The following is a 19,728-nucleotide window of genomic DNA, read 5'->3' as shown; positions in this document are numbered from 1 at the left end:
TTGCCGCACGTACCGAATGCGCCAAGCAACCGGCTTTGGCGACAGAGACAAGTTGTCGGAATCACTGTTGATACGGGCCAGAGTACGGACCAATCTCGTCCCTTGGCGACAGAGACCGGCTCACCTCCTCACGCCCGCTTCCTGCCCACCTGGACGGCGTTCTTGAGCCGGTCCACGGCTTCCCTCAGGCGAACGTCCTGCGTCTTGGGCTTCTCCGGGGAATTGCCTTGCCGCGCTCGGAAAGCGCGGCAAGCGACCGGCTCCTCGAGAGCGGCCGCGTACTGATGCAGCTCTAGCCGCGTCCGCCAGTCGGTCTCGATGAGCACGCCCATCACGTCACCCCGAGCTGAGCGCTTGAGATGTCGAGCGCTCGCAGGATTTCATCGATGATGTTGTCTTTGACCTCACGCGCCACGGCGGCCGGGTCGGCGTTGTCGCTCTGCACGTGGATGTCCCCGATCGTGATCGACGGGGCCGCGCCCGAAGACCGAACCATCGACGCAGGCACGATCGCCTCGCCCATGCCGATCGACGCGAGGCCCTCGCCGGAGGCCGGCAACGGCGACGTGTCCGCGATGCCACCGGAGATCCCCGTAACGAGGCCGCCGGAAGCGTGTGCCGGTAGCTGTGCCGGTAGCGGCTTCGTGGACGCGAACCCCTGCGTGATGCTCACGACGATGCCGCCGTCCGCGTGCGCTGGAAGCGCCGGAGCTCCAGGGCCAGACGGGCGGGTAGCCGCGTCGTAGATGCCCTTCGCGCCCTCCGCCGCCCACTTCATGCCGTGGGCAGGATCGACCGCCATGACCGACAGGCCGCCGACTAGCTTCAGACTCGCCTTCGTCGTGTCGAGGATCGCGTTGAACTTCTCGGCCGCTGACCTGCCGTCGTTGAAGGCGTTCTCGATCCGGTTCTTGACCAGAACCATGTCGGTCGCGAGGTCGAGCGTCCAAATGATCGCCTCTTTGAGGCCGTACTCGATCCAATCGCCGTTCTTGTCGAGGCTCGTTCCGAAGGCCTTCGCGATCCCTTCGAAGAGCGTCTTCAGCGCTTGCCCCGACGTCGACGACTCGTCCAGCGTCTTGTAGATGCGGTCCAGGAAGCGCGAGATCGGTTCAAGGTTCACGTCCTTCGTGAGCGCGGAAAGCCGCTTGCCGAACTGCTCGGAGACCGTCGAAAGGTCCGACAGCTTGCGGAGATTGATGCCGGCGAACTTGTCTTCGATCGCCGTGCGCATCGCCTTCGCTCCGTCACCGAGCTTCACCTGGCCCGTGGCGAGCGCCGCACGAGCCTTCTCGATCGACGTGCCCATTTGCTTGGCGAGCGCTCCGGCAACGTCGTCGAAGTTCAGGCCCGTACCCATCATCTCCATGGGGTTGATCTGCATGACCCCCATGCGCTGATACCGGGTGATGAACTCCTGCAGCTTGCCGCCGGCCTGGTCACCGAGAGCGGCCGATGCCTGCCCGATAGCGTTGAGCGAGTCGACCAGCGGGGCGCCGCTGATGCCTGCCTGACGGAGGCCGATCGCGAGCTTCGATAGCCCTTCGGTGGACGTTGGGACCTTCTTCCCGAGCACGTCGATCTGGTCGGCGAGGTTCCGGGCGTTCGATGCCGTCCCCACCCACGCCTGCATTTGGAGCTGCATATCCTGGCGAGCGCTCGCAGAGAGCAGGATCCATTTGTTGAGTGCCACCGCGGCCTCGCCGATGCCCATCGCGAGCTTGGCGGCGAGCGCGACGCCGGCTGCAGCACCAGCGACCCCGAGAGCTGCAGCACCAGCCGCGGCGCCCTCGAAACCGGCTTGAAGGAGCGCCTCCTTCCCGCCCTCCTGGCTCAAGACGCTCTTGTACGCGAGAAGCTTGGAACGGAGCGAGGCGGCCCCGCCGCCTAGCAGGCCGTAGGCCTTCGCCTGGTTCGCGGCGCGGTCCTTCTCCGCCGCCGCGATCTGCTTTGCGGCCTTCTCTCGCTCCGAAGCTTCCTTGCGAGCGTTCTTGATGATCGACTGCACGCTCTGCCCGTGCTTCGCAGCGCCCGCGGTCAGCACGGCCTGTCGCGCCGAAAGCTGCTCGATCTGCGCCTTGATGCCCTTGGTGACCTCGGCGTTACCCTTGCCGGAGGCCTTCAGCGCAGAGTTGAGATTCGCAAGCCCCTGCTTGTTCGTCTCGTATTCGGCCGCCATGGCCTTCAGCGCGGCGACGCTCTCGGCGCTCGCCTCTTTGGCGTTTCCGTCGATCGTCACTACCCACTTGGTCTCACGCACTGCCATGGATCACTCGCTTTCGATGTTCAGTGGATAGAGGGCTTCCGCGCGATCACGGGAACCTCATGTCCTGGATGTTGGAGTGCGTCAGCTCGAGCCCAAGAACTTGGAGGCCGAGAAGCGAGTTGGTTCCCCACTCGTTCCAAATCTGGATCGAGTAGGAGTAGTTCGACTTGTCGATCGTGTTGTTTTGGTTGGGCGTCAGCGTGAGCGCGTGCGCCGTCTGGTATGCCGCCGTCGTTGCCTGGGCATCCGTCACGAAGTCGCCCGTTGACACGAGCGACGTCAGCCCCGCCGTAAACTTCGCTTTGCGAAACACGCCGACACTTACCTGCGACGTCGGTAGTCCTGCGTGCGCCGCGGCGCCTTGAACCTGAGCCTTGACGCTCGAAAGAAGAGCGCCGTTGTGGACGTAGGGATCGAGGTTGATCGAGATCCCCTGAGTGAACGGGGCTCCGGGGGCGTTTTTGAACGTAAAGACCCCGTCAGCGAATGACGCATCGCCGGTCGAAGGTGCCGGGCCGCCCCCGAAGAGACTCGAGCTTGCGTACGAGGGAACGAAGCTGGCCGACCTCGAGCGTGTCTGGTTCAGCTCCGTAATCCGATAGTCGTGAAGGGACAGGCACTTCACCGACGAGCGGTACGTCTGGAACACCGGGTAACCGGGGTTCATGACGATGAGATCCTTCGCGATGGTCATTCGCGGGATGCCGCCGGCGGCGTTGAACGTTGCAAAGAGCTCGTGGAGCCACAATCCTGACGTCCCGTCCGAGGCCGCCACGGAGAACGGGTCGTCAGCGTCGCCGGCGCTCTTCGTCGAATCGAAGATGAAGAAGCCGAAGCTGTCGACGAAGCGAACCGTCCGGTTCGTCGGAGAGGGGATGGCCGCCAGAGCGGCGAGGCTTGCGAGCGGTGTCAGGATCGCGTTGGTCGCGGCGATCTGAGCCTCGAGTTGAGCCTTCAGCCACGCCGTGCGGTCGGCAAGCGCCTCGTACGGCACATTGAAGACTGCGGCGGACGGCGGGGTGAAGTCCGAGGGAAGCGGGAACGACGCGGGCCAGGTTGCGGGATTGCCACTGTAGGAACTCATCGATCAAACTCCGTCATGAAAGGGTGATGGTCGAGAGCGCGCTCACGTCGCCCCCGGAATCGTCCGGAGCACGTTCCGCCCCGCGCGCTCGATGTCAGAGACAGAAACGCAGCTCGAACGCGTCACGCGGCCCTCCTTGCCGATGCTCCGCATCCAATCGCGGTTGGCGCGATCGATCTCGGCGACCACACCATCGTCGCTCGCCACGCGCGTGGCGCGAGCCGTCAACGCCTCGAGCTTGCCGCGAGCTGCCTGCATGCGTTCCGCGTTGGTCACGCGCCGCTCGAGTGCGGACGCCATGACGGGGGCCGTGGCTCGGGCCTTGGCGGCGAGGAGCTTGATACGAGCTCGAGCCATCGCAAGCCCCTTGCCGGCGGCGGACGCGAGCGACGGCAAGCCGTGCGTCAGCGGATTGTTCGTGATCGCGCAGTTGACGTACGAGACGATCTCGCCCGTCTTCTCATCGACAAAGAAGGTCGGCGAGAAGTACCGCCACGTAGGCGTGCGCGCCGTGAGGCCCGTGAGCGCCGCCTCGGTCCAATCGCAAGCCGTCGCCCACAGCTCCGGATTGCCGGCCGAGTCGCGTCGAACCTCGAGTCGGTGCCAGCCTGCGGCCGCTCCGGCTTCCGGAGACACGTCCCGCTCCGTCGATCGGTGGTCGTAGTCGAAGGAGTAGAGGCGACCGCGTGCGTCCTGCTCCTTGAGGAGCATCTCCGCCGACCGCGCGGAGAAGACCACGATCTTCCCGTCGTCGAGAGTGTTCTCGCCCGCGGCCCAGATTCGGAATGCCGTGGGCGCCTTGCCGGGGCCTAGGCGATCGACGAGCGACCGAGCCGAGGAGACGCTGAGGATCGATGCCATTCGCTTTTTCATGGTCAGCCTCCCGCCAGAAGCGTTCCGAGCATCGCAAGCACGCCGGTAGTCGCTGCGACCTTGGCGACGACGGCGCCCGTCTTGCTCGCCTTGGCCGGAGCCGAGCGGCGCGCCTCGACACGAGCGACGAGCGCATCGGCGAGCTCGCCAACGTTCTGCCGAACGTCGTTCCAGCTCGTGCCGCCGGCGACGGAGGCGGCGAACATGGGTGGCACGAAGAAGCCGACTCCGCTTTTCCAATCGCTCCCGCTCTGCGCGGCCCAGGCGAGACGCGCACACTCGCGAGCGGCAGCGTCTGTTTGGTCAGACGGACGATTGCTCATCGGGATTCCGGTTCGTCGACGAAGTTCGTTGATCGCGTCATGTTCGGCGAAGATTGCCGACTGCTTGGCGACGAGGCTCGAGTGAAGGCGATCACTGAGAAGACCGATCTCCACAGCCAGCTCGCGATCGGAGTCGGTGAGCATGTCGATCGGATTGAATGCCGCCTCGCGCTTTGCGAGCTCCGCCCTCACTGCCGCAAGCTCCGCGGCGCGCGCCTCGCTGACGACCGCATCTCGTAAGGCCGTAGCGAGTTCGAGATCACGCTGCGCATCGTCGACGGATCGCATCGCCGTGCGCGCCGCGTCGGAGGTCGCGTCGCTGGGATTGCGAACGTACTCGGCAACGGCGGCATCCCGTGCAGTCTGCGCAGCGCTTGCCTTGGATTGCGCGGTGTCGAAGTTCTCGAGGGCTTTGGTCATCTTGTCGGTCATTGGGTCAATTCCTGCGTTTGGTGTTGGGGTGAGAGTTTTGCCTTCGCTCGCGCGATGACCTCGGCGGCCTCTTCTTGAGTGGCCTCCAGAGCCATCGCGATCCAAGCGACGGAGAAGCGTGCGCGATCGAGCTGGATCGATAGGATTTCGGGAAACGTGAGCTGCGCGGCCATCGTGGAGAGGCGAGCGTGCTCTTCGCGTTCTTCCTCGGCTGCGATCAGCAGCGATTCCGGATCTCGGCGGTCGCTGCACTCGGGCATGTGCTGGCAGCCATCGAGCGAGACGAACCCGCCGGAGGCGCACAGATCTCGATATTCACTCAAGCGACCTTCCCTCGAAGCGCGGCGACGGCGGCGGACGCGCGGACGCCAGCGGAGCCGCGAACCGGCAGGCCCGCGAGCGCCTTCACGATCGTGTCGTAATGGACGTGGTGCTCGTCCGCCGCGACTCGAATTTCGGTCTCGGTGAACGTCGGCGTGGACGGCGGTGTGACGGGCGGGGGGATCATTTCCTAGCGGTCCTCCTTCAACCTTGGGCGCTCAACAAAAGAAGTCGTCAGCGCTCGACCCTGAGCGCCCAACAAAAGAAGGTGACGCTCACGCGTACTTCGCCAGCGCGGCGAGCACGTCCCCGAGCATCGCGGGGTGTGCCACGAGGGTTGCCGCAATCACCGACGCGGTGCGCTCGGTCTCGTCGTCGTCGTGGTCGATGCCGGTCACGCCGTCGCGGATCAAGCGCAGGAGCCAGGGGGAGAGCAGAGAGCCATCCGCAGGAAGAACGGCGACCTCGGGCTCGTCGCCCTGGTCGTCGTCGAGCGGATCAGGCGGACCCCACTTGCCGGACGAGTCGCGAGTCCACGGCTCCTCGGTCCACGTCCACGGCGCGATCGCGAACTCCGCGGCGATCTCCTCCGCGCGCTCGATCGTTGGCACTCGCTCGCCCGTCATGAGGTAGTGCGCGTACGTCTTTCCGACGCCAAGGCGCTCGGCCACCTCCGCGGCGCTGCCCTTCCCATGCAGGAGCTGCGAGCCACGCGAGGGGCCGATTCGTTCCCGAAGAATGGCCGCCACAAGCAGCCGTTGCCCCTCGCTCGAAAACTCAACGCTCGAAGTGTCCTTGCCCATGCCTGTCCTCCTGGTGAACGCCCGCTCTAAGTCGGGTGAACGCGAAACCGTAAATGGTGTGAACCGTCGTTCACTGTCGGGCGGTGAACGGCTTGATTTCAGGTTTGCGCGCACAAAATCTGAGGTAGCCCCGCCATGCACCCCCCTTGCCCTTTTCCTGTCAGGCCCCGGGGTGGCGCCTGCTCGCCCCGCCACCTGACGCCCCGCCACGCCGGTGCATCACCTCGACAACGCGCAACGTCTCGCCGCCACCGCGGAAGCCCTGGAGCATGACGAGCCACCTCGGCTCGTCCGACGTGCGCTTCGCGGTGAGGGCGGAAATTCCCCCCTCAGGATTTGCCGGCGTTTCTTCGATGCGTACTTCCGAAGTACTCATCGCGGCCGCGTCCTCCCCGCCGGCTTGCCAGGACGGCGCACGATGCGGGCGGCGATGTCCTCCTCACGCCGGGCCAGCCAGCGCTCGGCGGCACGTCGCGAGTAGCCGAGCCGCATCAGCCGCTTCATGTGGCCCGCGACCCTGAAAAGGCGTCGCCGTACGTGGCCGCGCGGAAGCGCGCGAACTGCCCTTCGAATACGAGATCGATCTCGCCGGTCTCGCCGCGCCGGTTCTTCACGACCAGGCCTTTGACGTTCTCCCGGTCGCGATCGTTCGGTCGCCACAAGTACATGACGAGGTGGCTTTCGCGTTCGATCTGGAACGACTCCGCGGCGTCGCCCATCTCCGGCTTCTTCGGCTTGCCATTCGCGTGACCGAGGTTCTTCTCCTGCGCGAGCTCGACAACGGCCACGCCCAATTCCTCGGCGAGGTTTCGAAGCGCGATGGTCGCGTGCGATACGGCCTCGGTCTTGGTGGAGTTCCGCTTGCCGTCGAACTTCGCAGACGGCTGCAATCGCTGGACGTAGTCGACCACGACGAGGCCCAGCGGAACGCCCTTCGCGGCGAGCTCGTCGGCGTACGCTCGTGCGCGCGTGCAGACGTCCTCGACCGTGACGTTGGGATCGTCGTGAATGACGAGCCGGCCCTTCACCGCCTGGAACAGGTCCGCCGTGCTCTGCGTGATTCGCGACCACTCAGCCGGCGTGTAGGTCGGCTTCTGCCGTGCGAGCGCGATGCGTCGGGAGTCGACCTCGGCCACGCTCGCGAGCTGCCGATCCACGAGCTCGTCTTTGCTCATCTCGGTCGAGAAGAGGATCACGCCCACGCCAGACCGCGCGGCGTGCGTCGAGACCTGGAGACCGAAGACCGATTTTCCCCCGCCCGGCTTCGAGACCACGGTCGTCTTGGTCCCGAGCTGTAGCCCGTTCGTCATCGCGTCGAGCGGGGCGATCCCGGTCAGGATGCCGCGCGGGCGCTTGGGGTCGGTCCCATCGACCGCCGCTTGGCGCATCTCCTCGATCGCTCGTCGGATGCTCTCCGCGTTCGTCTCGACCTTCTTGCCGGCTTGCTGCCGTGCGAGACCGACGAACGCGGCGTGAGCGCGATCGAGGTAGTCCTGCGCGTCCGGCGTCTCGTAGGCCGTCGCCATGATTCGACGGGCGAGGTTCTGTCCAGCGCGGAGCCGCCAGCGGTCGAACACGATCACACCGTGGTCGCGCACGTTGGCCACGGCCGGGCTCGCGTCGAGTAGCTCGAGGATGCCGGCGGACCCACCGACTTGGGCGAGCCGTCCGCTGTCTTTGAGCTCCGTCGCCACCGTCGTCGTGTCGACGACCAGGCCCTTGGCCTTCACGTTCCGAGCGGCTTCGAAGATCCGGCGATGCTTCTCGCTGAAGAAGTGCCCGTGCTCGAGAAAGTCGACACGCGGGAGCGCATCGGGGTCGAGCAGCACCGCGGAGATCACGGCCTCCTCGGCAGCGAGATCATGCGGCGGCAGTCGGCCGGCTCCGGCGTCGTCTCGATCGTCGGGTACCACGTGCAAGTGCGGTGCGTTCATGAGGCCTCGGCTTCTGGGTAGGCGGTGAGATCGACGAGCCACGGATCGACCGGCTCGTCAGGCAAGGTTGCGCGGAGCTTTTCGAGCCACACGGCGAGTTCGGGGCCGACCACGGGCGGGCCGTACTCGATCGGCGGCGGCTCGACGATCGGGGGCGGCGGCGCCTTCGCCATGAAGCGATCCACGTGCACCGCGTCGCGACAGACCAGATCGATGTCGTGCTGTTGCTTCTCGACGTACCAGGAGTCGGCCCAGAGGCCGTCACACGCGAGCTTCAGATCGGCGACGGAGTAACCCTCACGAATCCGTGATTGGATCTTCTTACGTCGGCCATCGCTGAAGACCGGCGGGCGCGTGCCGTTCACGACGCGACGCCAGCCGGCGAGCCAGTATTCGAAGACCTCGCGCTCGGGCCTGGGAGTCTTCGGGTCGGCGCCTTCGGACGTCACGAGCTGGAACGCTTCAGGGCTCGCCGCGGGCGTCTGGACAGCTTCGTGATGCTTCGTCGACTGAAACGCGCTTGGTGACCCAGTAGCGGCGCCACAATCGGCATCGTTGGCGGCGACGTGCGCCGGTTTGATGGGCGCCAGCTCACCGACAAGCGTTTGCCTCACCTCGAGCCTCGCCTCCTCGAACGCCTTTCGGTAGGCGGCCTGGGATGCGGCCTTCTCGTCGCGTCTCGCCTGGGCCCTGGTCGGCTTCGCCTTGGCGCTCTTCTCGGCTTTCGGCTTCTCCGGCTTCTCGGTCTCGACCTTGGCCGGTTCGACCACGAACACCGGAGCGTCAGCGACGTCTGTTTGTTTGTCCTCAGGAGAGATCCTCAGGAAGAGATCTTCAGAAGAGATCCTCAGAGGGTCCCGCTCCGAGAGGTCTAGCCTCTCGCTCCGAGAGGTCACCTCTCTCGCTCCGAGAGGTCTAGCCTCTCGCTCCGAGACCTCTTGCTCCGAGAGGTCTCGCTCCGAGAGGTCTGGGGCTTGGGCGGCTGAATGGTCTTCGGCGTGCAGCGAATTCCGACCGGAGACCACGAGCTCGTAAAGGGAGCTGCGGTGGGCGCCGCGAATCGTCACGCGCAGCACTCCCCACTGCCGAAGCTCGGTGATCGTCCGATGCACGGACGAGCGCCCAAGGCCCATGGCGTCGGCGATCTGCTGCGTCGTCGGGTCGTAGGCGTTGATCCGCTTGTTCCAGAACATCAGGATCCCGACCAGCACCGAGCGGTGGACCGCGCGCAGACGATCGTCCTTCAGGTCACGGACGGCGAAGAGCAGATCGAGCGTGGTCATCCCAAGCACTCCAGGTCGCGCCGCACATCCCGCGCCGACCGGGCGAACGTGAGGACGTGAGGGACGAGCTCGGCGAGCTCGGCGAGACGGCCGTGCGCGCCAGCGACGTCACCAGCGCCAAGCGCGCACTCGATGTCGAAGAGCGGCGCCATCGGCACGAGGAGATCGATCTCGAGTCGTTCGAAGCCGGCGACGGCGAGCAGACGCCGCGCCTCTTCGAGCTCGCCGCGCATCGTCGACAGGACGGGCGTGTAGCGCTGGACTTCCGGCTGCTTTGCGGTAGGCTGCATGTGTTCTTCCGGGTTCATTGACGCCGCGGTCCTGTCGGGGATCGCGGCGTTTCGCTTTTCAGCCGTGGGCCAGCTGGGAATGGGTGATCGCCACGAGCTCAGCGAGGCGCTCAGCGGCGGTCGGGGGACGGGGCAACTCGAGACCGAGCACGCGCGCGGCTTCCGCGATGCGCTGGGCCGGCTGCTCGCAGACCGATTCGAGGCCGAAGGCGATTGCCTTGATCGCGGTCTGACGACTGACCGAGGCGAGCTTGGCGAGTTGGTTCGCGATGAGGATCGTGTGCGCCATGCACGCATCATCCATCGCTCGGCTCGTCGTCCCTATCGACCGCGACACATTTTATTTTCTGTCGCCGGCCCTTGCTTTCACGCTGAACGTTCCGCAGCGCGGTGCCGGTGGCGCGCTCGTCACAACCCCACGCTCGGAGCACCCGACCCATCGGCGACGTGCCGCGAGCGGCGCAGTCGATGAGCGCGATCTCGACCGCGGCGGATGCGCGCTCGTGGTCGGCGGGGAAGGCGTCCGGATGCTGCGAGAGCATGGCGACGACCGCGAGAACGGCGCGCGTTACGGCGTCTTTCGGCGCCTCGCCTCGGGCGTACTTCGCGATCGTCTCGCAGGCGGCTCGAGCACGCCGATCGAGTGTGCGGTGTGCCTCTGATGTCTTCGCGTTCAGCACGGCGCGCGCGGCCTCACCGAGCTTCGCGAAGCCGTCCTCGTCGGCACTCAGTAGGCACGCCTCAACCGCTCGCAGCGCTTCGATCGCGTGCGCGTCGGCATCGGTCCGCGCGTCGGCGGTCCACTCGTGTATCAGGTCACTCAGCGCGCGCGCCCTCGCCGAGACGCGCGCCACGTCGTCGTTGCTCATGTCGGCCTCGTCAGGCGCCGCCCTACGGCGCGACCCCCGAAGGCGAGTTGGGAATTTCCCACCTCGGGGGTTTCGGCCTCGTCAGCTCACGCCACGGACCGCCGCCTCCCGTTCGAAGCAGGGACGGCAGAGCGTCTCCGGACGACCGGGGACCTGGATGCGAATCACGAGTCCGTCGTAGTCGAGCGACGTGGACGTGTGACGCCCTTCACGAAGCACCACGCAGTCGGAGTGCTTTCCGCATCCGCAGTGGTCCTGTTGCAGAGCGTCGCGCGCTTCGCCGATGACGAGCGGAACGCCACGGTCGAGGCGGACATGGCGGGATCGAGGCGGCTCGCCGGTGGGGAGAGAGAGCTGCTTCATCACCGCGCCACATCCGCGTCGGCCGCGCCGTGGTGAACGATCGTGATGGGAGGGTGCTTCTCGAACTTCGCGCGCGTCTCGGCCCACTTCTCCATGTCGCACGGGACGTCGGTGCGCGAGTCGTAGACGGTCTCGCCGTTCTTCTCGATCGTGAAGTAGCGGAGATTGTCCTCCGTCACCATGAAGTAGCTCCTTCCGCTTGCGCGGCTCGACGAAGGAGAGGCTGAAAGCGCGCTCGTACTGCGCGTACGGCGCGACCTTGCCGACCCGGAAGGAACGCACCGCCTTCTCTTTTCGGCCGAAGACGGCGCTGTGCTGGATAATGCGGATATCGTCGCTCATGCTGGTTTCTCCGGTGTGCAGTGAATGGCGTGCCGCGGGCGCACGTGTGCCTTGGCGCCGACGTGTGCCTTGGCGCCGACGGGCGCCTCGAGTGATTGAGCTGTCGGTCAGGTCAGGTCAGGCGACGCGCGTGGAGCGCAGGCCTAGCCCTTCGAGGGCGGCGGCCACGATCGCTTCGTCGTTCGTGTTGGCGGGCGCGGGCGCTTCTACGCGGCGCGTGGGCTTGGCGAAGTGCTGCCGGTACGCTTCGGCGCTCACGGAGTAGACGAGGCCGACGTGCTCGTAACCGGGCACCTGGCGGATGCGGTCGCGGGCCTGGCGGCGAGCCTTCACGTCGTTGTCGCTGTAGCGGCCAGGCGGATAGAGCTCGCGCCTCTCGGTCGAGTAAATGGGACGAGCCGCAGACGGCCCGAGCAGGCGGACAAGCTCCTCGCGCACCATCGCGCGAATAGCGGTTTCGACACCGATCATCATGGGGTCGTCCTTCACGGTTGGAATGGAAACGCCACGCCAGCGCGACCAGCGCGCAAGCGTGGGTATGACGAGCTTGCACGTCGACCGCGCGACGCCTCCCGTGTGTCGGCTCGCATGCGACGCACGGGGAACGAGCCGAAGCCCGCTACCACCGGTGGCACTGCTCCGATGGTCAGCTGCAAGATATGGGAAGCGACGGCGACAGTCCACGAAAATCGACCGCGGCCGTGCACTTCGCTGTTGACAATGATGTAACATCACATCATGAGCGCGCCGCGCCTCGGAAAACGTGCTGCGCCGTCGCGCTAACCGGTAACGAAACGTGCATGATGCACGCGCACTCACTTCCGGCTCCTCAGCGCGATCACCTGCGCAGGCTTCGGCGAGGACTTCAGGACCGCGAGAAGCGCCTCAGCACGTGCTAGATCACCGGCATCGACAGCGGCCTTGACGGCGGCGCGAAGAGCTGAATCGGGGTCTACGTGTTCCGGATTCGCTCGTTGGGTTTTGGGCGGACTCGTCGTCGGTTCGGACGTCGAAGAGGCGAACGAGCCTTCGGTTTGCGCGCACCGTTCGGAGTCTGTTTTTCCGAGCTCCGGTGACGTCTCGGAGCGATCGCGAGGTCCGTTCGCGCGCGCCGTTTCAGGGCCTATTTGACCTGGTTTCGAATCCCGTGCCCCGCTCTGAAAAATCCGCCCTGAACACGGGCTACGCAGGGGGGGTGGCGTTACAGACAGTGACGCCCCGTTACCCCATACTCGTGGGGCTGGTCGTGGGGCACTCCCGGCCGCCCTGGGCCCTTGTGTCGGCTCTTCAGGCCTGCCAGCCGGACGGGTCAAGCTCATCCGCATCTTACGAAGTCACCTCGACGGCTAACGTCTTCGCCGTGGACGAGACGGTCCCGGACTCCGGCGTCGGCGAAGAGCCGTACGTAGAGGCCCTCTGCGACGACCGCGAAGACGTCATCTCGGACGGACGTTGCCACTACCTGAACTCGACGCCGGCGGACCGTGAAGACCAGGCCACCGGGCACACCGAGGACGGACGCCATATGTGGCGTTGCTCACGGCAGTCCGATCGTCAGACGCCCTACGGGAGCGTGACGGTCACGGCGACGTGCACGAGTCGATGAGAACCCACCGAGGTCACGAAGAAAAGCGGAGCTAGTCGCCGGCCCGTTGACTCGCCTGCGGAAGCGTGACCGCGTGACGGCGGAACAACCGACCGAAGAACTCCGTGAGCATAGCGATCGCCTGCGGAGAGCCATCTAGCTCGTACCCACCGAATCGATAGACCTCGTATCCGCCTAGTCGCAGATCGCGATCGGCCGATACCATCGTCGCGTAGAGCCTCGGACTCGGCTTGTCTTCCTCAGAGTAGTGCTGTTTGCCATCCACTTCCAAGACGACCCGGACGTTGTGCGGCAGCAGCATGAGGAAGTCCATACGCTGACGCGTGAGCGCATCCTTCCCACGTTCGCGGGCCGTTTTGGGGTCCCAGTGGAGCAAGACCTCAGGCAGCAATGCCGGTAGGTCGTGCACAGCCGCGCGGAAGATCCGGAAGAAAGCCTTGAAGAGGAACACCTGAGGCGGCGAGTTTGACGGAAGGATCTCCAGGAGGCGCTTGTAGAGCGTTTCCTTTGCTGCATCCGGGGTCTCAACCAGCCCTTCGCGTTGGGCCCACCATTCCTGAAGGTCACGCCACCGGATGCCTCGATGATCGACCTCCTTGTCGCAGATGAGGACGTCATCGACGTTCGACACAACCTCGACGTCGTTGTCTACGGCGCTTGAAAAGCGCAGGTCTGGTCGACTGCGCGATGCAAAGATAAGGTTCTTCGGCTTCGGGAGAGGCTTCGCGCCAATCAGCGCAACAGAAAACTCAGGGTAACCGTCCTTCTCCCGAACCTCGCGAAGCGAGCCATTGGCTGTGCGCAGCACCTCACTCAAGCCCTGTGCGATTCGGCGTTGATCGCTCACGTCGGGTCGAACGTCAGCAGAGGCTAGTCCTTCAAGCAGCCGGCAGAAGCGTGCGTCACTACAGTCCAACGCGCCGACCTCCTCAAAGAGTTGCTCGGCGGACCACTGACCAGGGTTGTTGTAGACGTTCCGTGCGATGTGGTCGGCAAGTGACGGCTGACCAAGAAAGGCCTCGTCGAGCGTTGGCCCAATATTGAAGAGTGAATCGAGAAGTCTATCGAGGCCCTTCGCGTTATCGAACAAGCCAAGCTTGTCGATTACCGTCGCCAACTCTCGTCGAACGCGCTTGTTGATCCGTGGGGTCAAAGGATCCGACCAGATGATCTCTTGAACCTCGTCACGAAGCTTGACGACTGGCGGGTACTGTTCGAGGAACCGTCGAGCGACATCGGGAAGCGTCGCCTCGGGCGCCACATCGACGGCCCCATGAAGGCGTAACCGCTTGCTTGACGCCTCGACGGGGCCCGGAAGGCCGAGGGCGTCAGTGATTTCGTTCAGGTTGGGCGTAGTCGTGAGGTCCTTCAGATCCCCGATTCCGTCACGTAACAACGAACGAAGGCGTTGAAGATCCATCCTTTATCTCGAAATATGAAGCGAAACCGTTCCGTCGCTGGCCGACAGAACGCGCGAAGCCTAGAAGGAAGTGTTCACTTCAAACGCCCGACGAAGCGTCGGATGCTTTGCCGTATTCAAGAACGTGACGAACCCCGTCTCCCACCCGTGCACTAAGATTGCCGAGTCGGCAAAGCTCAACATCTCGGCAAATCTACTGAGGTGAGCCACGTACTCGCCATCAACCGCTAGGACGACGACAAACTCGGACACCTTCATCTCTCGGCCATGCAGCACGGCTCTATTGATTCGCGTCTGAAGCTCAGTGCTCGAATATCCGTCCTCGACGACAATGGCACCGCAAACAGCGTTGTCTGAGGCGTATGAGAAGCTGAAGTGAGGAACCCGAACCTGCCGAGCGAAGTGGTCATCCGGTGTCGCGACGCTCGCTATGTGATTCAAAATTCGTCGCTGAACGGCTCTCGCGCCCTGGGTGAATGGATCCCTCTCGTTCTCGCGAACCTCTGCGACGACTTCCTCTTTCGCACCGAACGTTCGCAAGAAGTCGGAAAGGTTCGTCTGGCCGAAGGCTCTGCCGTACACATGCTCGGCAAACTCCAGGGCGAGTTCATGGCGAGGGAATACAGGCGTGTCCCCGGCTCTATGGAACCAATCCTCTTTCGCATCTTCCGTTACGAAGAGAACGTCGAGTTCTCGCTGTCTGGCGACTTGCTTCAGAGTCAGCCAGATGAGAAGGTCTCCGATGCCACCATCGTCTTTCCCTTTGTCCTTGTATCCGGGTGGCAGTTTCGCCTCGTATCGATCCTTCCGCATCTTCTCCACTTCTTCGGCCGGAATTGCGAGTTCGTGAACGACTGAGCCGTCGAAGAGCCGCTCGTAGACATCCAGCACGGGATCGGTGTGCTGCCACTGCGCAACTGTATTCGCGAGCGCATCCAATGAGGACCGGAAGGTTTTCAACGCCTCCTGCATCTTGTCGAGCGCCTCTCGTGCCTTCTTGTGTTCGGGCAGCTCTTGGAGCACCGGCGGAGGTTCGTAACGACCGTTGATCGCGAGCGTTCTGAAGTCGACGACCTGCTTGTACAGACTTGCGACGAGGTTCGGACGGTTGCGCCCGAACTCACGAGCGACTTGCGCCGGAATCACCAACCGCTTCTCACTCCGAAGCTGTGTGTAGATTCGCCTGATCTCGTTCAACGCCGTCGCGCTGGTCTTGTAAGGCGCGAGAAGCACGTTCGTGTCGAGCACCACCAGGGCAGTGTTCGTGTCGACCTTGGTGCGGAGCGGGGTGAATGCCTGCACGGCATTCGTCGCAAAGGGGCGGAACAGTGAGCGCGAATGAGAGTCGTCGGCCACGATAACATCGTACCCCTACTGCTGGCGGTATGTACGAAGGATCGCTGCGACGTCGGTTCCCTAGGCTCGCCCCAGCTCCCTCACGTTGATCGTCGGGACGTTCCTCCACGTTGGCCGGTCCCAGCTCGCCTGCGCAAGGAAGAGCGCGAGGAGTTCTCCTTCGAGATCCATCCGGACGTGATCAGACGTTCGGAGCGCGGAGCATTCGAGGAGCCGTTGGCACTGATAGAGGACGTACTTGCTAGGGAGCATGCGTCCTCCATCGGCCGGCGCCGGAGGAGGTTGCTGCGTGCTCTCGACAATCGGCTGCCCCGAAGAAGCAGAAGCGGCGTTCCACTGCGAACCGCTCCAAGTTCGCGTCCCCGCAGCCATGGCGGCCGACGTGACCATCCCACCCCGTCTCGGCTGGTCCGCCAAGCCGCGAGGCGAAGTCGATTCGGACGGACGCGAAGTCCTGGTCTACGTACGCGACGAACGTGAAGCCGCACTCGTGGCGCAACTGGAGACGGCCGCGTTCGATCTGCGGTAGCCCACGAGACGCCTGGGCGTTACTTCTTCCCCTTCTTGCCCTTGCCCAGGGTGTACACGGTGGCTCGCTTCTGGCCGCTCTTTGCGAACCGGCCTGACGCCAGACCTTCCTGGATTGGGTGGGGAAGCTCCTTCTTGTCGACGCCAAGCGCATCGCGAATCTGCTCGGCACGCAGGCCAGCGACCTCCTTGGCGAGGAGCCCCGCGATCTGCTCGATCATCCCGTTAAGGTCGTCCGCCGAACGACGCGGGAGGCGACCGCCCTTCCCCTTCGGCACCGAGGTCACCTTGACGACGCGCCCGTTGCCCACCTCGTGGCCGGCAACCTCGGCCAGCTCGGCAAGGTTCGCTTCACGAAGAGCTGCGATGATCTTCGTAGCGAAGGACGACGCAAGACTCTCGATCGTGTTCTGAAGTGTCATACCGACTTCGTATAGACGGCGATGTGGCTGAGGCAAAGATCAGGTTTCGTCCAATGCTGGCTGGCCTGCTGCTTCGAGGATGCCCTGTAGTACCGCCTCTGGGGCGGCGAGGACGCCGCCCCAGCAACGGAGATCGAAGTTACCGGCGCCACGGTCGCAGAGCGCGTGGCTGCGGAACTCACTCGGAATGGGCACCGAGAGCAGCTCTTCCCAGCGTCGGACGTTGGTGCGCCAAATCGATCTGTCGAAGGCAAGTCACCGTTCGACGTCCAGCCTGAGGATGGGAGCGTTCTTCTGTCAGGACGTTTGAAGCCGCCCCACCTTCCGCGTCCCATTTCCCCCCCCGCGGTCCTCTCCCCTTGCGTTCGACAGACCGTTCACACGCACTACGGATGAGGTTGTCCTGGGTCGCTGGCTGCTCCGCTGTCGCTGCCGGCAGAAGCGTCACCGGGACACTGAATCTGCGTGGGGACGGATTCAAACGTGATGCAAGTCGCGGGGCACCCTGCGCACTCACAGGCTGCTTGCGCGGATTGGAAGCACTGCTCGCTCCAGATGTAGGGGCACTGGCTTGCTTCCTGAACGGATTCGCGAGGTACCGCTCCCGGACAGGCCCGCAAGGCGTTGCCAACTTGACCGGTATCGTCACTCGATCTGCCGCATGCGACGAACGCGGTCACCAAGATCACCGCGCCACCAAGTCGCAAGAGGATCGTTCTAAAGCTCATGCTCATTTCAAGAACCCCCAACGGATGTAGCCCACGCAGCTAGGGCAGACGTCATTCGCACCGCTTCATTATACGTCCCGCCAACCCCACCGCCAGAATGGACGCCAAGAATTCGGACGTCGTTGGATGAGAAGTTCTTGATGACGCCTGTGCCGCTCTGCCCCCCTGTCGTGTCACAAACATGGTTGAGGAGCGCGCTGTTGCTTGTCGGCTGATTGCCACTGCAAGTCGCCCACGCGAGCGCCGGGTAGGACCAGCCGGGAGGACGGTCGTTGAAGGGGTACCCGGACACCCATACGGGGATGTTCGATTCTCCGTTCCCGACAGTATTCCATCCAAAATTCCCAACGTTGTAGCTAGGAAGCGAGCAGAACGACGTTGAATTGTGGAACGCGATAACCGCAAAGTCAAAATTACGAATTCTTGAACTATTCCATCCCGCCGCGTACGTCCTTGTGTAGCAAGACGCATCTACCGGCGGAAGCGGGGTAGATGAGCTTGCCTGAAACGTAATCTGTCGACGCATGAGCCAGCTTGTGCCATCGAACTGGCAATGCGCAGAGGTGACGCAAGTATGATTGTTGATCATCTTGACGCACGTACACCAGGGATCCGCGGTGGTCCCCCCCCAACCATGCAGGTTATACGGGAATGTGTTGGCATTACTGCTCATATTGAATCGATCATCGTAAGGACCGATGACGAGGGACTGTTTCGACGTCCCGATGCTTTCGTCGCCAGGACGTTTATCAGCCTTCGAGGGTCCCGCACTCGGTGCGCCAGAGAGTCCGATGCGATCCGACTCGCGCTGCTCCTTGGCGACGGCCTGAATCGAGAGCACAAATTCTGTCGCGTCTGCATCGTCGAGGACGAACTCGGCACCACCGAATTCGCGAACCGGCGCAAGTAGCTTCAACGCTTCGTCCAACGACATGTCGGCGACGTCTTTTATCGGATCGAGTGAATCTTGACGCTCCTCTACCTCCTTGAGGTCCGCCAAGCTGACATCCTTGTACACAACGTCTCGACGTTTGGTCCACCGCCTGCCCACCTCGTCAACGAACGACGGTTGCGCCGCGAGGAATCGCTGCGATTCAGCAGATGAAGCAACACGGACGTCTTCGGTACCAGCAACGTCAGAGCCGCACGCGACGCTACCGAGTGCACCGGCGGTGAGACTCGATAGAATCCAGATCGATTTCCTCATTTATTTCTCCGCAGTAGGAATGCGGAATTCTAGAGCGTCTCACCTTCACGCGGCAATGCGTGAGATTACGTATTGCAAACCGCAACACGCGAATTCATCGGGGCCAGTTGCGAATGCTCGGCGGTCGAAGATGACACGGTCGCCCCGCTCAACGTGACGGCTCTTTAAGAGGCGCGTCGCGGAAGTCCTGCGCTCGGTCGCCACGTACGTGTTCAGACGTACGGCGATCCAGCACTCAACGGGTCGGCGGTCCCGGTAGCACTTGCTAGGCATCATGCGCTATTTGTCGGCAGTCGACGTCCGCCACGTGAAGGAGACGAGAGCCCGGCCGAAGAGGAGCTGGCAGCACCCAACGGCAGAAGCCCGAAGACCGGGCGGCAGAGCGTCAGGTGCTTGTCGATGCCCTTGCCCAGTGATCGCCCACGTGCCTGAGTCTTCGAGCGCACGGTGGACTCCGCGTGGAGTTGTCCTTGGTGGTGTCGTCAACGACCGCCGAATGACCGCGCCCCAGCGCGTCGCAGAGGGCTTCATTGATGTACGCTTCGGACGCAACGCCGTCCTTGTCTCGCGGCACGGCGCTCCCGGAATGCCCAGGAACAACGTCGCCCCTTGTGAACTCGCCCCGCATGAGGGCTCGCTTCGCAAACCGTCAAAAATGAAAATGGTACGGGCTCCGACATGGGGCGCTGGATTTCGTGCCTGCTCGCAGCACCGAATTTCCGGCGTCCACCACACGACCGAGCCGAAATATCTAGAATCGCCTCACGCGGCCCTAACGGACTTGAGCACGTGGGAGCGGACAACGATCGGAGCGCTTTCAGGTCCGCGCCAGTACGGCTGGACGAAGATCCACTTCCTTCCGCTACGAGACCGACCGCATACTTGCCATTTGCCGTGTCCGACCACGAGTGTTCGGACGCTTAAGGGGCCTCGACGCCCGCGCTCGCCACACAGGTAGGACCGCATTTCGTCGCGAAGATCGACGGCCACCGTAACGCGCCTTCCGAGTACGTATTGCGACGTCTGGGGAAGCTTGTTCATACGACGTTCGTAGGAGCCCTTTCTGCCGCGCGAACGATTGCGCTCCTCATAGTTCGCGCGGTCAGTGAGCGCGAGGACGGCATTGATCACGACGCGAACGGCTAGCTGCACCACGCGACTCGCCTCCCGGCTACGCTCATCGTCTCCCTCGGGCACCTCGTCCGAGAGCGAATGGGAGACGGTCGCCCCGTTGGATTTGTCGATGTCGAATCGCACAGAGTCGGCCGGCCCCATTCG

At 63.9% G+C, this 19,728-nt stretch carries 25 protein-coding genes; 2 read left to right on the top strand and 23 right to left on the bottom strand.

Features of this window, described 5'->3' with window-relative positions:
• Positions 1–128: 128 nt before the first annotated feature.
• The 17 genes from AKJ09_RS40935 to AKJ09_RS40855 form a co-directional block, all read right to left on the bottom strand.
• Entirely contained in the window at positions 129–332 is a 204-nt protein-coding gene (locus AKJ09_RS40935) for a hypothetical protein (protein WP_146653267.1), read from the bottom strand.
• Positions 332–2,266, bottom strand: coding sequence for a hypothetical protein (locus tag AKJ09_RS40930; protein WP_146653266.1), 1,935 nt, complete (start codon positions 2,264–2,266; stop codon positions 332–334). The genes AKJ09_RS40935 and AKJ09_RS40930 overlap by 1 nt, the downstream gene beginning before the upstream one ends.
• A 46-nt stretch (positions 2,267–2,312) precedes the next feature.
• Entirely contained in the window at positions 2,313–3,350 is a 1,038-nt protein-coding gene (locus AKJ09_RS40925) for a hypothetical protein (RefSeq protein ID WP_146653265.1), read from the bottom strand.
• Between the two features lie 42 nt (positions 3,351–3,392).
• The gene (locus tag AKJ09_RS40920) at positions 3,393–4,223 is read right to left on the bottom strand and encodes a phage protease (RefSeq protein ID WP_146653264.1); all 831 of its coding nucleotides are present in this window, start codon (positions 4,221–4,223) and stop codon (positions 3,393–3,395) included.
• 2 nt (positions 4,224–4,225) lie between these two features.
• Positions 4,226–4,978, bottom strand: a complete 753-nt coding sequence (locus AKJ09_RS40915) for a hypothetical protein (RefSeq protein WP_146653263.1) — start codon at positions 4,976–4,978, stop codon at positions 4,226–4,228.
• A complete protein-coding gene (locus AKJ09_RS40910; protein WP_146653262.1) occupies positions 4,975–5,301 on the bottom strand; it encodes a hypothetical protein in 327 nt (108 codons plus the stop codon). The genes AKJ09_RS40915 and AKJ09_RS40910 overlap by 4 nt, the downstream gene beginning before the upstream one ends.
• Entirely contained in the window at positions 5,298–5,486 is a 189-nt protein-coding gene (locus AKJ09_RS40905; RefSeq protein WP_146653261.1) for a hypothetical protein, read from the bottom strand. Before AKJ09_RS40905 ends, AKJ09_RS40910 begins: the two co-directional genes overlap by 4 nt.
• An 88-nt stretch (positions 5,487–5,574) precedes the next feature.
• On the bottom strand, positions 5,575–6,102 hold the full coding sequence (locus AKJ09_RS40900) for a helix-turn-helix domain-containing protein (RefSeq protein WP_146653260.1): 528 nt from the start codon (positions 6,100–6,102) through the stop codon (positions 5,575–5,577).
• A gap of 160 nt (positions 6,103–6,262) precedes the next feature.
• Complete coding sequence (locus tag AKJ09_RS40895) at positions 6,263–6,478, bottom strand: hypothetical protein (RefSeq protein ID WP_146653259.1); 216 nt, start codon at positions 6,476–6,478, stop codon at positions 6,263–6,265.
• A gap of 124 nt (positions 6,479–6,602) precedes the next feature.
• Positions 6,603–8,036: a replicative DNA helicase gene (locus AKJ09_RS40890; protein WP_146653258.1), complete on the bottom strand. Its 1,434-nt coding sequence runs from the start codon at positions 8,034–8,036 to the stop codon at positions 6,603–6,605.
• Complete coding sequence (locus tag AKJ09_RS40885) at positions 8,033–9,319, bottom strand: LexA family transcriptional regulator (protein WP_146653257.1); 1,287 nt, start codon at positions 9,317–9,319, stop codon at positions 8,033–8,035. The genes AKJ09_RS40890 and AKJ09_RS40885 overlap by 4 nt, the downstream gene beginning before the upstream one ends.
• A complete protein-coding gene (locus AKJ09_RS40880; RefSeq protein ID WP_146653256.1) occupies positions 9,316–9,609 on the bottom strand; it encodes a hypothetical protein in 294 nt (97 codons plus the stop codon). Before AKJ09_RS40880 ends, AKJ09_RS40885 begins: the two co-directional genes overlap by 4 nt.
• A gap of 58 nt (positions 9,610–9,667) precedes the next feature.
• A complete protein-coding gene (locus tag AKJ09_RS40875; protein ID WP_146653255.1) occupies positions 9,668–9,898 on the bottom strand; it encodes a hypothetical protein in 231 nt (76 codons plus the stop codon).
• Between the two features lie 7 nt (positions 9,899–9,905).
• Positions 9,906–10,478 carry a hypothetical protein gene (locus AKJ09_RS40870; protein ID WP_146653254.1) on the bottom strand — a complete coding sequence of 191 codons (573 nt, stop codon included), beginning with the start codon at positions 10,476–10,478 and terminating at the stop codon, positions 9,906–9,908.
• Positions 10,479–10,559: 81 nt separating this feature from the next.
• Positions 10,560–10,841: a hypothetical protein gene (locus AKJ09_RS40865; protein WP_146653253.1), complete on the bottom strand. Its 282-nt coding sequence runs from the start codon at positions 10,839–10,841 to the stop codon at positions 10,560–10,562.
• Positions 10,841–11,023 carry a hypothetical protein gene (locus tag AKJ09_RS40860; RefSeq protein ID WP_146653252.1) on the bottom strand — a complete coding sequence of 61 codons (183 nt, stop codon included), beginning with the start codon at positions 11,021–11,023 and terminating at the stop codon, positions 10,841–10,843. Before AKJ09_RS40860 ends, AKJ09_RS40865 begins: the two co-directional genes overlap by 1 nt.
• Before the next feature lie 277 nt (positions 11,024–11,300).
• Positions 11,301–11,672, bottom strand: a complete 372-nt coding sequence (locus AKJ09_RS40855) for a hypothetical protein (RefSeq protein ID WP_146653251.1) — start codon at positions 11,670–11,672, stop codon at positions 11,301–11,303.
• Between the two features lie 871 nt (positions 11,673–12,543).
• Here AKJ09_RS40855 and AKJ09_RS40850 point away from each other — a divergent pair.
• The gene (locus AKJ09_RS40850; RefSeq protein ID WP_146653250.1) at positions 12,544–12,789 is read left to right on the top strand and encodes a hypothetical protein; all 246 of its coding nucleotides are present in this window, start codon (positions 12,544–12,546) and stop codon (positions 12,787–12,789) included.
• A 31-nt stretch (positions 12,790–12,820) separates the two neighbouring features.
• Here the strand turns inward: AKJ09_RS40850 and AKJ09_RS40845 are convergent, their stop codons facing one another.
• From AKJ09_RS40845 to AKJ09_RS53675, 3 genes are read right to left on the bottom strand one after another with little or no spacing between them, the layout of a single operon-like run.
• The gene (locus tag AKJ09_RS40845; RefSeq protein WP_146653249.1) at positions 12,821–14,209 is read right to left on the bottom strand and encodes an AbiJ-related protein; all 1,389 of its coding nucleotides are present in this window, start codon (positions 14,207–14,209) and stop codon (positions 12,821–12,823) included.
• Positions 14,210–14,269: 60 nt separating this feature from the next.
• Positions 14,270–15,565 carry a PIN domain-containing protein gene (locus AKJ09_RS40840; protein WP_146653248.1) on the bottom strand — a complete coding sequence of 432 codons (1,296 nt, stop codon included), beginning with the start codon at positions 15,563–15,565 and terminating at the stop codon, positions 14,270–14,272.
• Between the two features lie 60 nt (positions 15,566–15,625).
• The gene (locus AKJ09_RS53675) at positions 15,626–15,817 is read right to left on the bottom strand and encodes a hypothetical protein (protein ID WP_169928270.1); all 192 of its coding nucleotides are present in this window, start codon (positions 15,815–15,817) and stop codon (positions 15,626–15,628) included.
• A gap of 37 nt (positions 15,818–15,854) precedes the next feature.
• Between AKJ09_RS53675 and AKJ09_RS40835 the strand changes: the two genes are divergently transcribed.
• Positions 15,855–16,094: a hypothetical protein gene (locus tag AKJ09_RS40835; protein ID WP_146653247.1), complete on the top strand. Its 240-nt coding sequence runs from the start codon at positions 15,855–15,857 to the stop codon at positions 16,092–16,094.
• Between the two features lie 19 nt (positions 16,095–16,113).
• Here the strand turns inward: AKJ09_RS40835 and AKJ09_RS40830 are convergent, their stop codons facing one another.
• The 3 genes from AKJ09_RS40830 to AKJ09_RS56560 form a co-directional block, all read right to left on the bottom strand.
• A complete protein-coding gene (locus AKJ09_RS40830; protein ID WP_146653246.1) occupies positions 16,114–16,515 on the bottom strand; it encodes a hypothetical protein in 402 nt (133 codons plus the stop codon).
• 735 nt (positions 16,516–17,250) lie between these two features.
• The gene (locus AKJ09_RS40825; RefSeq protein WP_146653245.1) at positions 17,251–18,450 is read right to left on the bottom strand and encodes a trypsin-like serine peptidase; all 1,200 of its coding nucleotides are present in this window, start codon (positions 18,448–18,450) and stop codon (positions 17,251–17,253) included.
• A gap of 762 nt (positions 18,451–19,212) precedes the next feature.
• Complete coding sequence (locus AKJ09_RS56560; RefSeq protein ID WP_476703286.1) at positions 19,213–19,725, bottom strand: AcrVA2 family anti-CRISPR protein; 513 nt, start codon at positions 19,723–19,725, stop codon at positions 19,213–19,215.
• Positions 19,726–19,728: the final 3 nt, after the last annotated feature.

It is taken from the genome of Labilithrix luteola, assembly GCF_001263205.1.
Classification (GTDB): Bacteria; Myxococcota_A; Polyangia; order Polyangiales; family Polyangiaceae; genus Labilithrix; species Labilithrix luteola.
The sequence above is the reverse complement of the archived record's forward strand: the minus strand, read 5'-3'. Positions and strand labels throughout refer to the sequence as shown.

Excerpts from the sequence above, each read along its gene's own strand:
- AKJ09_RS40935 (WP_146653267.1), bottom strand. The coding sequence starts at position 332 with ATGGGCGTGCTCATCGAGACCGACTGGCGGACGCGGCTAGAGCTGCAT.
- AKJ09_RS40930 (WP_146653266.1), bottom strand. The coding sequence starts at position 2,266 with ATGGCAGTGCGTGAGACCAAGTGGGTAGTGACGATCGACGGAAACGCC.
- AKJ09_RS40925 (WP_146653265.1), bottom strand. The coding sequence starts at position 3,350 with ATGAGTTCCTACAGTGGCAATCCCGCAACCTGGCCCGCGTCGTTCCCG.
- AKJ09_RS40920 (WP_146653264.1), bottom strand. The coding sequence starts at position 4,223 with ATGAAAAAGCGAATGGCATCGATCCTCAGCGTCTCCTCGGCTCGGTCG.
- AKJ09_RS40915 (WP_146653263.1), bottom strand. The coding sequence starts at position 4,978 with ATGACCGACAAGATGACCAAAGCCCTCGAGAACTTCGACACCGCGCAA.
- AKJ09_RS40905 (WP_146653261.1), bottom strand. The coding sequence starts at position 5,486 with ATGATCCCCCCGCCCGTCACACCGCCGTCCACGCCGACGTTCACCGAG.
- AKJ09_RS40900 (WP_146653260.1), bottom strand. The coding sequence starts at position 6,102 with ATGGGCAAGGACACTTCGAGCGTTGAGTTTTCGAGCGAGGGGCAACGG.
- AKJ09_RS40895 (WP_146653259.1), bottom strand. The coding sequence starts at position 6,478 with ATGAGTACTTCGGAAGTACGCATCGAAGAAACGCCGGCAAATCCTGAG.
- AKJ09_RS40890 (WP_146653258.1), bottom strand. The coding sequence starts at position 8,036 with ATGAACGCACCGCACTTGCACGTGGTACCCGACGATCGAGACGACGCC.
- AKJ09_RS40885 (WP_146653257.1), bottom strand. The coding sequence starts at position 9,319 with ATGACCACGCTCGATCTGCTCTTCGCCGTCCGTGACCTGAAGGACGAT.
- AKJ09_RS40880 (WP_146653256.1), bottom strand. The coding sequence starts at position 9,609 with ATGCAGCCTACCGCAAAGCAGCCGGAAGTCCAGCGCTACACGCCCGTC.
- AKJ09_RS40875 (WP_146653255.1), bottom strand. The coding sequence starts at position 9,898 with ATGGCGCACACGATCCTCATCGCGAACCAACTCGCCAAGCTCGCCTCG.
- AKJ09_RS40870 (WP_146653254.1), bottom strand. The coding sequence starts at position 10,478 with ATGAGCAACGACGACGTGGCGCGCGTCTCGGCGAGGGCGCGCGCGCTG.
- AKJ09_RS40865 (WP_146653253.1), bottom strand. The coding sequence starts at position 10,841 with ATGAAGCAGCTCTCTCTCCCCACCGGCGAGCCGCCTCGATCCCGCCAT.
- AKJ09_RS40860 (WP_146653252.1), bottom strand. The coding sequence starts at position 11,023 with ATGGTGACGGAGGACAATCTCCGCTACTTCACGATCGAGAAGAACGGC.
- AKJ09_RS40845 (WP_146653249.1), bottom strand. The coding sequence starts at position 14,209 with ATGGATCTTCAACGCCTTCGTTCGTTGTTACGTGACGGAATCGGGGAT.
- AKJ09_RS53675 (WP_169928270.1), bottom strand. The coding sequence starts at position 15,817 with ATGCTCCCTAGCAAGTACGTCCTCTATCAGTGCCAACGGCTCCTCGAA.
- AKJ09_RS40830 (WP_146653246.1), bottom strand. The coding sequence starts at position 16,515 with ATGACACTTCAGAACACGATCGAGAGTCTTGCGTCGTCCTTCGCTACG.
- AKJ09_RS40825 (WP_146653245.1), bottom strand. The coding sequence starts at position 18,450 with ATGAGGAAATCGATCTGGATTCTATCGAGTCTCACCGCCGGTGCACTC.
- AKJ09_RS56560 (WP_476703286.1), bottom strand. The coding sequence starts at position 19,725 with ATGGGGCCGGCCGACTCTGTGCGATTCGACATCGACAAATCCAACGGG.